Origin of the sequence: Microcoleus sp. Pol1C5 (genome assembly GCF_036701115.1) — a bacterium.
GTDB lineage: Bacteria > Cyanobacteriota > Cyanobacteriia > Cyanobacteriales > Microcoleaceae > Microcoleus.
In genome coordinates this window covers 69,520-83,811 of record NZ_JAUBQE010000004.1, presented here as the reverse complement: position 1 = coordinate 83,811, position 14,292 = coordinate 69,520, and the positions used below count along the sequence as shown (strand labels likewise).

The window sequence follows — 14,292 nt, the reverse complement described above, 5'->3', positions numbered from 1 at the left end:
AATAGCAGTATCAATAAGAGGTAAAATACCGTGACAGCCAGTATAGCAGACTTGAAAATTACCTGGGAAAAATTGCCCGACGACTTCATTTTAGACGAGGAACCTGTGGAAAATATCGACCAGCCCTTGCTCGCTGCCGCCTTGCGGGAAATCTTAGAAATTGCAGGGCTAATTGTAACAGGAATATTAGTTGCCCCAAACATGGGAATTTGTGCGACAGTAGACAGCAAGCTAGTTATCAAAGCTCCAGATTGGTTTTATGCCCGCAACGTCCAGCCGCTTTCTAGTCAAGAAATTCGCCGCAGTTACACTCCCAACTTAGAAGGAGAAGTCCCGGCGATTGTGATGGAATTTTTGTCAGCTAGTCCCAACGATGAATATTCGATAAAACCAACGTATCCGCCGGGAAAATGGTTTTTTTACGAGCAAGTATTGCGAGTGCCAATATATGCACTTTTTGAACCTGCCGCCGGAGTTATCGAAGTCTATCAGTTGAATTCATTAGGAAGATATCAAGTACAGCAGCCGGATTCAAACAATCGTTATTGGATTGAAGGAGTTGGATTATTTCTAGGTATTTGGCAAGGAACAAAAGCCGAAAGAACCGGATATTGGCTGCGCTGGTGGGATGAAAGCGGAGAGATGTTATTGTGGGGAGCAGAGATGGTAGAAAGGGAACGGCAGCGGGCCGATCGACTAGCTGCACAATTAAGAGCAGCAGGCATGGAACCAGAGGCATAATGCAATAATGAGCAGTTTAAAATTGTCCCTCTGCAATTTAAGATTGCTCATTAATTAAAAAGTATTGAATAACCTCGCAAAAATCAATATTTATCTGCGTTAATCCACGTTAATCTGCCCTCATCAGCGGTTAAAAAATACATTCAGGAGACAGCAAAATTGGCAAGAGTAAGAGTGCGGGAACACGTCAATCCCCTATCAATTAGATATCAAGCATCTGCAAGTCCCCCGGATTGGACTAAAATCTATGCCGACTTAAATTTACCGCTGCATTTAGATATCGGCTGCGGCAGAGGACGGTTTTTGTGGCACATGGCCCAAATCCAAACAGACTGGAATTTTCTAGGATTAGAAATTCGGGAACCTCTGGTAGAAGAGGCGAATCTTTGGCGGGACGAAAAAGGCTTGACAAATTTGCACTATTTGTTTTGCAATGCGAATAGTTCCCTGAAACCAATTTTAGAAACTTTACCCGCAGGTATTTTGCAGCGAGTTAGCATTCAATTTCCCGATCCGTGGTTCAAGAAAAAGCACCACAAACGCCGGGTGGTGCAGCAAGAATTAGTTAATGAATTGGCAACTTATCTGGCAATTGGCGGCGAAGTTTTTATCCAGTCAGATATTGAGGAAGTAGAAAGAGAAATGTGCGATCGCTTTTCATCTCACCCGAGTTTTAAACGTCAAAACGGCGACAACTGGCTAGCAGAAAATCCCCTACCTGTTGCTACTGAAAGAGAAATTGCTACTCTGAAACGGGGCGAACCAGTTTATCGAGCACTCTATCAAAAATAATGCTCGCTTTTGCCAACTCAACTTGGTAATAAATGTTATAACTTACATCTTGCACCTTTGTTAGGAACAGGCAAGATACCTGTTCCACAAAACTTAATTTTCTTGTGGAACGGGCCGGAGAACCCGTTAATAAAAGAATTATTTCTAGCTTAAACCCAAGACGCCAGCCACATCCTAATTTTCCATTCCATTTGCGACAAAGGCAGTCCCAAATAGATAGGCATCCAGAAAATAAAAGCACCCAAAACCAGAAAAATAATTGTGACCCCCATCCCTCGGAGTCGAGTTTGAGGGCTATGCAGCCACCTGTCAACCCACCAAGCAAGTGCTAAGGCTGAAAACACAGAACAGCCCATATAATGGTACAAAAATATGCAGCGAGTCACCTTCACCCAAGGCAGCAAATTAGCAGCCCAATTAACTACTAAATATAACGCCAGCCACATTTCAGCAGTCGGCGGAAATAAAATCGGCCGCTGCTGTTCTATCGTGTCAACAGAAGCCTCGCTGCGCGTTTGCAGCCACACCAAAATCCGGTGAACTAAAACTGCTATTACTAGCAGTAAAGCTAAGGTTGACAGCCACCAAAGCAATGGATTTCCCATTGCGTGAACGTCAAAAATTGCCTGAGTTGCACCTTCAGGTAAAGGCGGCAAAACTGGATCTGGTTGGGCATTGCTGCTAGCAGTTTTGTAGAAGTAAACTATGGGGCGCAGCATCAAAGGCCAACTGTACCAGGTGGAACAGTAAGGATGCACGTCAGGCCCGCTTTTAATCCGCTGGTGATAAGTCAAAATTTCCGTTTGCATCTGCCAGAAATTGGGAGTTGGATTAAAGTGAAGGTGAGGAATCCAAGAGATGCTGTAAACTAGAATAGGAATGACAGCTAGAGTTAAACCTACTTCTATAAAGTTAAGTTTAGTCAGTTTTTGTACGGGGCTTTCGGCAGGAATTATAGGTGAATCTACCTCGCGGCTTTGTTCTTCATTTCCTCTGTTTACCTGGATAAAACGAACTGCCCAAGCACAGATTAAAATTAGATAAGTACCGAAAAGAAACCATAATCCGTTCCATTTGATAGCAGCAGATGCGCCGAAACCTATTCCGGCGAGTACCAGCCAAAGCCAGCGCTTTTTGCCTTCGGCTTCTACGGATTTTAAAATAAATAACTGACCTAAAATTCCTAACAAAACTAGATAAATATTGTTCAGAGCGTAGCGAGACTCAACTAAAAACAGACCGTCGCAGGCGATAAATAAAGCAGCAATAAAAGCAAAGGTGCGGCGCCGAACTAGCTGATAAGCCAGGGCTCCCACAACTAGCGGAATAAAGGAACCTGTGAGAGCATTCAGCCAGCGGTAATCCCAAGGGGAAAGCAGGGAACCTGCCATACTGTTGACGGCTGTTTTGCCGAAAGGAAGGTGAGTGCCGATCCAAATGCCGATCGCAATTATGTACTGGCTCAGAGGCGGGTGAGCGTTGAAAAAAGTAGTTTTTGTGAGATAATTGTTGGCAAATTTAGCGTAATAAACCTCGTCAAATACTAAAGTGTTAAATCGCTCTAGTTCCCAAAAGCGGAGAGTTAAGGATAGGAGGAACACACCGAGCATTGCTAGGGAAAAAATAACATTCGATTTGTTAAATTGTTTTTTCTTGATTTTCATAAAACAGCAGCAAATAATAGATACTAAATTTGACGGCGATCGCTAATTTAAAATTCCTGAGTTGAGAGTAACGTAAAATAGGACTTGTGCAGAACCGAATTTTTTAGGAGAAACCAGTTTTTTGGGAAACACCCGGTTTCTTAAACCCGGCTTCTAATAATGCTTGGAGAGTGCAGCGAGAAGCAGTAGCGACTATTGTTTCACCAAATGCTCCCCATCTAATTGGCAAGCCGGAAGGAAAAGGGTGCATCACAAGGTGCGATAGATTATGATAGCAGCTAATCATGTCTTTTTTTAGCGAGTGCTTATGAATCCCATACTTTCGATTTGGGGGCGTTGGGGCTTAGCTGTAGGTGCGACTATCCTGATGGGATCTGCCGCCGCGCCAAATCCCCAGACATTTGAAAGTTTTGCTGATTTCTGTACCAACAAAGAGAATTTGACCCCTGAAGCCAGACATACGGTGGAGGTGTTGCTATCAAAAGCAAAAACACAAGAGTGCGATCGCGCTCAAAAAACCCTGACTAATCTCACAGAACTTTCCCTGATTCGCAATCAAATAGTCGATATCAAACCATTATCAAAATTCACAAATCTGAGAAAGCTCAACCTCAGTTTAAATCAAATAACAGATGTGCAACCCTTATCGGGACTGACTAATCTGAGATTTCTCGTCCTCAATTTCAATCAAATCTCAGACGTGAAACCATTATCGGGGCTGACTAATCTGACAGAGCTTTTCCTCGAAGCCAATCAAATCGTAGATGTCAAACCTTTAGCTGGATTGACTAATATAACAGGGCTGTCCCTCGCATCTAATCAAATTGTAGATGTGACACCTTTATCGAGAATGACTGAGTTAAATTTTCTTTATTTGAGTGGGAATAAAATCGCAGATGTCAAACCTTTAGCGGGATTGACAAATCTGATACTGCTTTTTCTCGCATCAAATCAAATAGCAGATGTCAAACCTTTAGCGGGATTGACAAATCTGACCGCCCTAGACCTCAGTATAAATCAAATCGCAGATGTCAAACCTTTAGCGGGATTGGTAAATCTGACAACCCTCGATCTCAGTAGAAATCAAATCCCGGATGGCGAAGCGGAGCGATTAATTCAGAAAAACAAAGAACTATTAAATCTAAAAACAGATGAAGCCGAGCGATTGGTTCAGGAAGCTAGGCGACTATTCGCTCAGGAAACAGCATCATCTTATCAGGAGGCATTGCAAAAGTTTGATGCAGCGCGTTCGCTTTATCAAATGCTTAGAAATCGGGAGAAGGAAGCTTACACGCTGCATCAAATGGGCTTCATTACTAATAGATTAGGAGACAGACAGCAAGCCCTGAACTACTACAAGCAAGCCCTTTCTTGGAATCAGACTGTAGCCGATCGCCCTAAACAAGCCGTCATCCTCAACAATATCGGCGCCGTCTACTATGCTTTGGGAGAAAAACAGCAAGCCATCGACTACTATAAGCAAGTCCTTTCCCTAATTCGGGAAATGGGCGATCGCCCTGAAGCAAGTATCAACCTCAGCAACATCTCGAACATACCTGCAAACAGCGACACATCTTTGGGCGATCGCACTGGGGAAGCCACCACACTCAACAACATCGGCTTAGCCTACAACGATTTGGGAGAAAAACAGAAAGCTTTAGAGTATTTCAACCAAGCCCTTCCCTTATTCCGCGCTATGGGCGATCGGGCTAAGGAAGCAACTACCCTCACCAATATTGGCTTAGTCTATTCAGATTTGGGAGAAAAACAAACAGCCCTAGACTACTACAAACAAGCCCTCGATTTGAGACAAAAAGCGGGCGATCGGCGTGGAGAAGCCCTCACCCTCAACAATACAGGTACTACTTACTCAGAATTGGGAAAACAGCAGGAAGCAGAAGAATATTTCAACCAAGCCCTGCCGCTGTTTCGCGCTGTGGGCGATCGTCCTGGGGAAGCTCTCACCCTCTACAATATGGCTAATATCAAAGGCGATCGAGGCAATTTAATCGCAGCCCTCACTGACATTGAAACCTCCATCAAAATCATCGAAAACCTCCGCACCAAAATTACCAACCACGAGCTCCGCATATCATACTTTGCCACCGTGCAGGACTATTACCAGTTCTACATTGACCTGTTAATGCAACTGCACAAAACGCAACCCAATTCTGGTTATGATACTAAAGCCTTTCAAGCTAGCGAACGCTCCCGCGCCCGCACTTTATTGGAACTTCTTCAAGAAGCAAACGCCGATATTCGCCAAGGTGTCGCCCCGGAATTGTTGCAGCAAGAACGCAATTTACAACAGCAACTCGATGCCTTAGAAATACGGCGAATCGAAACTATAAGCAGCCCCAATCATACCCCCGCAGAAAAAGCAGAATTAGACCAAAAACGGCAAACTTTACTAGGACAATATCAGGACATTCAAACACAAATCCGCTCCACCAGTCCCCGGTACGCCTCCCTCACCCAACCGCAACCTTTAACCCTGACCCAGATTCAACAACAAATCCTCGATGAGAATACAATTTTACTCCAGTATTCTCTAGGGAAAGAGCGCAGCTATCTGTGGGCTGTGACTAAAACCAGTATCACCAGTTATGAATTGCCCAAACAGGTTGACATCGAAAAAACCGCCCGCAATTTCCGGGATGCAGTGACTAACCCGCGCTACCGAAACATTCCCGATCGAGTTGCTGAAGCTAACAAGACGCTCAGTCAAATTATTTTACAGCCCGCAGCAGCACAACTCGCTCAAAAACGCCTGCTGATTGTTGGCGATGGCATTCTCAATTACCTCCCCTTTGCCGCCCTCTCACTCCCCGAAACACCCGGTAAAAATCGGAATCCGCCTTTAATAGCAAACCATGAAATTGTGCTGCTGCCTTCCGCTTCCACCTTGGGAATCTTAAGACAAAACTACAATGACAGACAACCCCCAACTCGGACTTTAGCAATGCTCGCAGATCCAGTTTTTAGCGCTGACGATGAACGAGTCAGAACCCAGTCTAATAGCGCCAATCACCGAGCAATAGAATCAGTAAATCTCGGTTTAAGCCGCTCTAGCCGCGACAATAACATACAGTTGAGCCGTTTAAAGTTCACTCGCCAAGAAGCTCAAATCATTCAAGCGTTAATACCAGCTAATTCTAGCACCGAATCTTTGGATTTTGCAGCCAGCCGCGCCGCAGCAACCAGTCAGAACTTAAGCCAATATAAAATCATTCATTTTGCCACTCACGGTTTAGCGAATAGCACTCACCCGGAACTATCGGGAATCATCTTGTCACTGGTAGATGAAAAGGGCAATCCCTTAAACGGATTTTTGCGACTTACTGATATTTTCAATCTGAAGTTAGCAGCAGATTTAGTAGTGTTAAGTGCCTGTCAAACCGGATTAGGGCAGAACATTCAAGGCGAGGGCATGGTAGGATTGACACGGGGATTTATGTATGCGGGGGCTCAGCGAGTGGTGGTGAGTTTATGGAATGTGGATGATGAAGGAACTGCTGTGTTAATGTCGAGTTTCTATCAGGGAATGCTGCAAAAAGGGTTAACGCCAGCGGCGGCATTGAGGGCGGCACAACTGGAAATGTGGAAACAGGAAGAGTGGCGTTCTCCTTATTATTGGGCAGCTTTTACGCTTCAGGGGGAATGGCGATAAATTTTATGAAAAACCGTTATGATATCAAGTTTGATTAATTGCTGATAAAACCTATACGGCAATCGGGCATCCGGCTTGCCATGAATAACAGCCAACAGTCAACAGTCAACAGTCTTCCTTCTTCCTTCTTCTACTACTAAAGTGTTAAATCGCTCTAGTTCCCAAAATCGGAGTGTTAAGGAAAAGAGGAACACACCGAGCATTCCCAGGGTAAAAACAAAAATTGATTTGTGGGATTGTTTTTTGTTGGCGTTCATAAAACATCAAAAAATAGTAGAGGCTAGGTTTGGGAGCGATCGCTAATTTAAAAATACTGAGTTGAGAATAGCGTAAAAATTACAATTATGACTTTTAATCTTCGAGGAGGCAAATCCGATGCGGTCGATCGCCCTTAGAGGATGCGGCACTACGTGCAGCGGCGGGATTGCACAATATGCCCCCGACGCAATCGGCACGCAGTCTGGGAAAGCGCACCTGACAAGCTGCGATCGACTATGATACCGGTTAACAAGGTCTTGTTTGAGCAGGTATTTATGAATATCACACTTTGGGTTTGGGGGCGTTACGGACTCGCTGTAAGTGCTCTGATTTTGCTAGGAGTCCCGGCGGTAGCTGCACCCAGTGTTATTCAAATTAGTCAAGGGGTATCGCAGCAGGGAGGGGGAAATCCTGCGGCTGCTGCTGCTGAAAGAGCCTTGACAGAAGGGGTGCAAATGTTTCAGCAGGGGACGGCGGAATCTTTAAGAAAAGCGATCGCTAAGCTTGAAGAAGCTTTAAAGCTGTATCGAGAAGCGGGCGACAATTCAGCACAAGCTATTAGTCTCCTGGTTCTTGGCAGAGTCTACGATGATTTGGGAGAAAAACAGAAATCCCTAGAGTATTACAGCCAGTCCCTTCCCCTGTTTCGGGCAGTAGGCGATCGCGGTGGGGAAGCTACTACCCTCAACAACATCGGCAAAGTCTACGATGAAGTGGGAGAAAAACAGAAAGCGCTAGAGTATTACAGCCAGTCGCTTCCCCTGAGTCGGGCAATAGGCGATCGCAAACAGGAAGCTCGCACCCTCACCAACATCGGCGCTGTCTACTCAGCATTGGGAGAAAAACAGAAATCTCTAGAGTATTACAGCCAGTCGCTTCCCCTGTTTCGAGCAGTAGGCGAGCGCGGTGGGGAAGCCACCACCCTCAACAATATCGGCAGTGTCTACTCTGATTTGGGAGAAAAACAGAAAGCGCTAGAGTATTACAGCCAGTCCCTTCCCCTGAGTCGGGCAATAGGCGATCGCAAACAGGAAGCTCGCACCCTCAACAACATCGGCACTGTCTACTCAGATTTAGGAGAAAAACAGAAAGCGCTAGAGTATTACAGCCAGTCCCTTCCCCTGTATCGAGCAGTAGGCGATCGCAATGGAGAAGCCGTCACCCTCATCGGCATCGGCGCTGTCTACTCAGCATTGGGAGAAAAACAGAAAGCACTAGAGTATTTGGGGCAGTCGCTTCCCCTGAGTCGGGCAATAGGTGATCGCACACAGGAAGCTCGCACCCTCATCAACATCGGCAGTGTCTACTCAGATTTGGGAGAAAAACAGAAATCCCTAGAGTATTACAACCAGTCCCTTCCCCTGTATCGAGCAGTAGGCGATCGCAACGGAGAAGCTACCACCCTCAACAATATCGGCTTAGTCTACTTAGATTTGGGAGAAAAACAGAAAGCGCTAGAGTATTACAGTCAGTCGCTTCCCCTGTATAGGGCTGTGGGCGATCGCAGTGGGGAAGCTACCACCCTCAACAACATCGGCAGTGTCTACTCAGATTTGGAAGAAAAAGAGAAAGCCCTGGAGTATTACAGCCAGTCGCTTCCCCTGTATCGGGCTGTGGGCGATCGCCGTGGGGAAGCTCGCACCCTCAACAACATCGGCAGTGTCTACTCAGATTTGGAAGAAAAAGAGAAAGCGCTAGAGTATTACAGCCAGTCACTTCCCCTAAGTCGCGCAGTAGGCGATCGCAGTGGAGAAGCCAACAACCTCAGCAACATAGCTTATGCAAAACGTGAGCAAGGCAATCTCACTGAAGCCCTCACTAACATTGAAGCCTCCCTCAAAATTATTGAAAGCCTCCGCACCAAAATTGCCAGCCCTGAACTCCGCACCTCATACTTTGCCACCGTACAAAACTATTACCAGTTCTACATTGACCTGTTAATGCAACTGCACAAAACGCAACCCAGATCTGGTTATGATACCAAAGCCTTTGAAGCCAGCGAACGTTCCCGCGCCCGCAGTCTCCTCGAACTTCTGCAAGAAGCAAATGCCGATATTCGCCAAAATGTCGCCCCTGAATTATTGCAGCGAGAACGCAGTTTGCAACAGCAACTCGATGCCCTTGAAAAACGGCGCGTCGAAGTTCTCAATCGCCCCAAGCACACTCCCACCCAAGAAGCAGAATTAGAACAACAACGGCAAACTTTAATCGCACAATATCAGGACATTCAAACACAAATCCGCGCGAATAGCCCCCGGTACGCAGCCCTCACCCAACCGCAACCCCTAACCCTGGCACAAATTCAACAACAAATCCTCGATGAGAATACAATTTTACTCCAGTATTCTTTAGGAAAAGAGCGCAGCTATCTCTGGGCTGTCACCAAAACCAGCATCACCAGTTATGAATTACCAAAAGCTGCTGAAATCGAGACAACTGCCAGAAAATTCCGCAATGCTGTCACCGCTCCAACTTCCCGAAACAGCCCCAATCAAGTCGCCCAAGCCAACGATGCTATCAGTCAAATGATCTTACAGCCGGCAGCAGCACAACTAGCTCAAAAGCGCCTGCTGATTGTTGGCGATGGCGTTCTCAATTACCTCCCCTTTGCTGCCCTCTCACTCCCTGGAAAATCCGGTGAAAATGGGAATCCGCCTTTAATAGTAGACCATGAAATCGTGCTGCTGCCTTCTGCTTCCACCTTGGGAATATTAAGACAAAACTACAGTGACAGACAACCTCCTACTCGGACTTTAGCGATTCTCGCCGATCCAGTTTTTAGCCCGGAAGATGAACGAGTCAAAAACCAGTCAACCGCAACTAATCTGCAAGCAATAGAATCAGTAAACCCCGGTTTAAGCCGCTCTGGTCGCGCCAATAACTTACAGTTGAGCCGTTTAAAATTCACTCGCCAAGAAGCTCAAATCATTCAAGCGTTAGTTCCTGCCAATTCTCGCACCGAATCTTTGGATTTTGAAGCCAGCCGCGCCGTCGCAACCAGCCCGAAATTAAACCAATATAAAATCATTCATTTTGCCACTCATGGTTTAGCGAATAGCGCTCATCCGGAACTGTCAGGAATCATCTTGTCCCTAGTAGATGAAAAGGGAAATCCTTTAAACGGATTCCTCCGACTTACTGATATTTTCAATCTCAAATTAGCTGCAAATTTAGTAGTTTTAAGTGCCTGCCAAACCGGAATGGGGCAGATCGTTCAAGGCGAGGGCATGGTAGGATTGACACGGGGATTTATGTATGCAGGGGCTCAGCGAGTGGTGGTGAGTTTGTGGAGTGTGGACGATGAAGGAACGGCTAAGTTAATGTCGAGTTTCTATCAGGGAATGCTGCAAAAAGGGTTAACGCCAGCAGCAGCATTGAGGGCGGCGCAACTGGAAATGTTGAAGCAGGAAGAGTGGCGTTCTCCTTATTATTGGGCGGCTTTTACGCTTCAGGGGGAATGGCGATAAATTTTATGAAAAACCAGCATCAATTCCAATTCCGGGCGAGTGTAAGTCGGGGGCAATAACTTTTTGCGGTCAATCTGGATACCTAAAAAAAAGCGGCTCCGCTTGTCGCAGAACCGCCGTCACAGAGGATGAAAAATCAAAACTTAACGCACAGCGCCCTGTACTGAAGGTGATTCAATTGTTTTCATGAAGTACAGCTTCAACAACTGCCAGCCGTTCGACAAATACAAAGGCAATTTTTGGAAGAACTGCAAGAATTTCGGAGTATCGGAAGCAACAATTGCTGTCAACTGCTGATTGTTCTTGAGGCAAACATCCAGCCGTTCATAAAATTCTGGATTGTTCACGTCGAGCATGACGGGGAATACGCGGCCTGCTGTTTCGTTGGTCTTTTTAATCACTTCGATGTCGTATTCGCGAGCATCGAGTCCGAGCGATCGATAAAAACCGGCGCGCTGGATATCATTGAGATACATTGTCGCGAACACTGACAGCAAGAAGAAACGGCACCAAAGCTTAGCGCGCCAATCGTTCAACATCTGAGGCTGAGCTCTCATCACCGCATCAAAGAAATCTCCGTGGCGGTTTTCATCTTGGCACCAATTTTCAAAGAATCGGAAAATCGGATAAATCTGATCTTCAGGATGGGCTTTTAAGTGCTGATAAATGGTGATGTAGCGCCAATAACCGATCTTTTCAGACAAGTAAGTCGCGTAGAAAATAAACTTCGGCTTAAAGAATGTGTAACTGCGGCTCTTTGTCAAGAAACCCAAATCCAAGGACAAATTAAAGTCCGAGAGAGCTTTGTTGAGGAATCCGGCGTGCCGCGCTTCGTCCCGCGACATCAGCAAGAAACCTTCGGCCAGCACTGGATTTTTGTCCTTGAGCTTGCGTGCCAATTCTTTGTAAAGCAAGAAGCCAGAAAACTCAGCGGTGCAAGAGCGTTCCAGGAATTCAATGAACAACTGGCGCTTTTCGCCGTCGATGTGTTCCCAAGATTGATCGAACTCGGCATCACGCACGAAGTGGTTGCGGTTGTAGTCAACGCGGAACTCTTCAATAATTGCTTTTAGTTCGGCTTCATTTACCGAGATGTCCATTTTGGCCATCTCGTCAAAATCTGTTGTGTAAAATCTCGGCGTGAGAATAGTTTCTTTGGCTGGGGCTTTCACTCCCGGCCGCAGTTCTTCAAAAGTGGGTTTTTTGAGGGAATCTACCATATTTTTATTGGATTTCTGCTTATAACTACTCGCTTGTTTCCATTGTCGGGTACTGCGGGCGATCGCGCTCGTGTATGTCCGGCCAGCGCTGGCGGCGCGCTTGCTTTGGCGCTCCGTCAAGAAACCATAGTGGAATCCAGGTCTAAGCTGCTGTAATTTCCACGCCCTCCAGTTTACCAAGCTCTCGCCCGCGCAAATATGTTGCTGGCGTTAAGAATTGCTACGCAAAATTACTCATGGGCTTCCAGACAGAAGGTATGGGGAAACCAAATTCTGCCTTTTGTCAGTTTATTAGGCTACCACACAAATAAATTCCCATGTCAAGCTGTTTAAACACCAGATAGAAAGTACAAAATGTATAAAGGGACTCCAATTCTTAGAATAACCAGGCAGGACGGTCAGAAAATGAGCAATTTAGGTGTTAGTTACCTTTTATGGGCAGCTTGTTTTTTCGGCCCATTCGGACTCCACCGCCTCTACAACGGCAAGATTGGTAGTGGTTTGCTGTGGCTGTTTACCTTTGGCTTGTTTGGGTTTGGGCAATTGTTTGACTTGCTGCTGCTGCCGAACATGGTGGACGAACGCAATGCCAGTCTCAGGGGCAAACTCGGCGTATCTCGCGAAGGTATACCGCTATATCCAGTCAGCGGGGCGATCGCCGCGACATATCCCAAGCCAACTCCAGACCAGTTAGGGGTTAAACTCCTGAAGGCAGCTTATACCAAGAACGGAAGATTATCTGTCACCCAAGGGGTGATGGCAACCGGCGCTACTTTTGCCGAAGTGGAAGAGGCTTTCACGGCAATGCTCAAAACGGGTTATGTGAGTATCGAGAACGATGCCGTAACTGGCGTCGTGATCTACCACTTTCACGAACTTTAGCTGCTGCGGGTGCGTTATCTAGGGGATTTTGTCTATTTTTCCAGAAGCTAATCGCTGACGCACCCTACTACTTGATATTGGTTGGTGAGCAGTTATTGCCGTTTTTTGAGTAAGCATTGCCGGCAAAATCGGCTAGAATGTTTGTTTGTCTATATAAGCAAGCAGAAAGTATTTAGCGTCATGGCAGTCCCTAAGAAGAAAACCTCCAAATCCAAGAAGAATATGCGTAAGGCCACATGGAAGCGCAAAGCTGTAGTGGCAGCTCAGAAAGCTCTGTCTCTGGGCAAATCTGTTCTGACTGGACGTTCCAACAGCTTCGTGTATCCCGGCAATGAAGAAGAGGAGGAAGAATAGAAACGGAATACCGGGCATGGGGCGAACCCGATGCCCGATCGATCAATCCTTTTTTGCTGTTGGTAAAATCAGCATGGCATCGCCAAAGGAATAAAAGCGGTACTGTTGCTCGATCGCTTCTCGGTACAAATCCAACAGCCGAGGCCTTCCAATCATCGCACTTACCATCATCATCAAAGTAGAGCGGGGCAAGTGAAAATTGGTAATCATCCCCTCTACAACCCGCCACTTGTAACCAGGGTAGATAAACAAATTGGTCGGGCCGCAAAAAGGTTGCAAGGAAAAATCGCCACTCGCGGCGGCGGCTCCCTCTAAAGCTCGCACTGCTGTTGTACCCACAGCAATAATCCGCCCGCCTCGGGCTTGAGTTTCCCGGATTTTCTCGACGGTGGCGGGGGGTACTTCCACCCATTCGCCGTGCATTTTGTGAGCCGTCACGTCTGTCACCTCCACCGGGCGAAACGTCCCTACTCCGACGTGCAGGGTGACAAAAGTTTTTTCTATTCCCCGCTGTTCCAAGCGGCTGAACAATTCTTCGGTGAAGTGCAGGCCTGCTGTGGGAGCAGCCACGGCCCCAAGCCTCTCGGCATAAACAGTCTGGTACTGTTCCGCTGAAGCTTGGGAATTTTCGATGTAGGGCGGCAGGGGTATGTGGCCGTATTCGTCCAAAAACTTCGCCAGATTCTCATCTGTGGGGATGTCAAACTCCAACAGCCGTCCCCCTGTTGCGTCGTCCCTCTCTATAACTGTTGCAGTTAATCGACGACGATCGGGCATCGTGGCATCGGGAAGGCAACAGCAAGGAGCTGTGGTCGAGTCCTCACAGCCAGGGGCGATGGGATCAAACTCAATTTTTGCTCCCAACTTTAAGCGTTTTCCCGGTTTGACCAAAGCCAGCCAACAGTTGTGCTGCCGTTCTTCCATCAACAATATCTCCACAGCCGGGCCGTTGGGTTTGTGCCCGTAGAGCCTCGCTGGCAGCACGCGGGTGTTGTTGAGTACCAGCAAGTCGCCCGGTTCCAGCAAATCGGGTAAATCCCTAAAAATCCGGTGTTGGTGGCTGCTGGGAGAATCTACAACCAGCAAGCGAGAACTGTCCCTCGGCACTACGGGATTTTGGGCAATGCGTGAGGGCGGAAGTTCGTAGTCGTAGCCGTCCAAAGACCAGTCCATCTCTGTCATCGAGTGAATTCCTGTGCGATCGATCTGTCAACTGGGTAACAAATTGGGTAAAAACCCCCATC

General features: G+C 46.8%; 9 protein-coding genes. 6 read left to right on the top strand and 3 right to left on the bottom strand.

Annotated features, from left to right (window positions below; all coding sequences use genetic code 11):
• Positions 1-30 precede the first annotated feature (30 nt).
• On the top strand, positions 31-741 hold the full coding sequence (locus QUA23_RS03530; protein ID WP_333073243.1) for a Uma2 family endonuclease: 711 nt from the start codon (positions 31-33) through the stop codon (positions 739-741).
• Between the two features lie 159 nt (positions 742-900).
• The gene (gene trmB / locus QUA23_RS03525) at positions 901-1,533 is read left to right on the top strand and encodes a tRNA (guanosine(46)-N7)-methyltransferase TrmB (protein WP_333058842.1); all 633 of its coding nucleotides are present in this window, start codon (positions 901-903) and stop codon (positions 1,531-1,533) included.
• A gap of 149 nt (positions 1,534-1,682) precedes the next feature.
• Here trmB and QUA23_RS03520 read toward each other — a convergent pair whose 3' ends face one another.
• Positions 1,683-3,197, bottom strand: coding sequence for a phospholipid carrier-dependent glycosyltransferase (locus QUA23_RS03520; RefSeq protein WP_333073241.1), 1,515 nt, complete (start codon positions 3,195-3,197; stop codon positions 1,683-1,685).
• A 307-nt stretch (positions 3,198-3,504) separates the two neighbouring features.
• Here QUA23_RS03520 and QUA23_RS03515 point away from each other — a divergent pair, with 307 nt between their 5' ends.
• Together QUA23_RS03515 and QUA23_RS03510 are read left to right on the top strand one after the other, a co-directional pair.
• Positions 3,505-6,867 (top strand): CHAT domain-containing protein, encoded by a 3,363-nt coding sequence (locus tag QUA23_RS03515; protein WP_333073240.1) that lies wholly within the window; start codon positions 3,505-3,507, stop codon positions 6,865-6,867.
• A gap of 533 nt (positions 6,868-7,400) precedes the next feature.
• Positions 7,401-10,592 carry a tetratricopeptide repeat protein gene (locus QUA23_RS03510; RefSeq protein ID WP_333110295.1) on the top strand — a complete coding sequence of 1,064 codons (3,192 nt, stop codon included), beginning with the start codon at positions 7,401-7,403 and terminating at the stop codon, positions 10,590-10,592.
• 143 nt (positions 10,593-10,735) lie between these two features.
• Here QUA23_RS03510 and acsF read toward each other — a convergent pair whose 3' ends face one another.
• Entirely contained in the window at positions 10,736-11,812 is a 1,077-nt protein-coding gene (gene acsF / locus QUA23_RS03505; RefSeq protein ID WP_333073427.1) for a magnesium-protoporphyrin IX monomethyl ester (oxidative) cyclase, read from the bottom strand.
• 405 nt (positions 11,813-12,217) lie between these two features.
• On the opposite strand from acsF, the gene QUA23_RS03500 reads away from it, so the two are divergent.
• Positions 12,218-12,694: a TM2 domain-containing protein gene (locus QUA23_RS03500; protein WP_333042421.1), complete on the top strand. Its 477-nt coding sequence runs from the start codon at positions 12,218-12,220 to the stop codon at positions 12,692-12,694.
• Positions 12,695-12,874: 180 nt separating this feature from the next.
• On the top strand, positions 12,875-13,048 hold the full coding sequence (gene rpmF, locus QUA23_RS03495; protein WP_006632406.1) for a 50S ribosomal protein L32: 174 nt from the start codon (positions 12,875-12,877) through the stop codon (positions 13,046-13,048).
• 42 nt (positions 13,049-13,090) lie between these two features.
• Here the strand turns inward: rpmF and queA are convergent, their stop codons facing one another.
• Positions 13,091-14,230, bottom strand: coding sequence for a tRNA preQ1(34) S-adenosylmethionine ribosyltransferase-isomerase QueA (queA, locus tag QUA23_RS03490; protein WP_333073236.1), 1,140 nt, complete (start codon positions 14,228-14,230; stop codon positions 13,091-13,093).
• Between the last annotated feature and the right edge of the window lie 62 nt (positions 14,231-14,292).

Bases quoted from the DNA above. Each gene is read 5' to 3' on its own strand.
- QUA23_RS03520 (WP_333073241.1), bottom strand. From the start codon at position 3,197: ATGAAAATCAAGAAAAAACAATTTAACAAATCGAATGTTATTTTTTCC.
- QUA23_RS03515 (WP_333073240.1), top strand. From the start codon at position 3,505: ATGAATCCCATACTTTCGATTTGGGGGCGTTGGGGCTTAGCTGTAGGT.
- QUA23_RS03510 (WP_333110295.1), top strand. From the start codon at position 7,401: ATGAATATCACACTTTGGGTTTGGGGGCGTTACGGACTCGCTGTAAGT.
- acsF (WP_333073427.1), bottom strand. From the start codon at position 11,812: ATGGTAGATTCCCTCAAAAAACCCACTTTTGAAGAACTGCGGCCGGGA.
- QUA23_RS03500 (WP_333042421.1), top strand. From the start codon at position 12,218: ATGAGCAATTTAGGTGTTAGTTACCTTTTATGGGCAGCTTGTTTTTTC.
- rpmF (WP_006632406.1), top strand. From the start codon at position 12,875: ATGGCAGTCCCTAAGAAGAAAACCTCCAAATCCAAGAAGAATATGCGT.
- queA (WP_333073236.1), bottom strand. From the start codon at position 14,230: ATGACAGAGATGGACTGGTCTTTGGACGGCTACGACTACGAACTTCCG.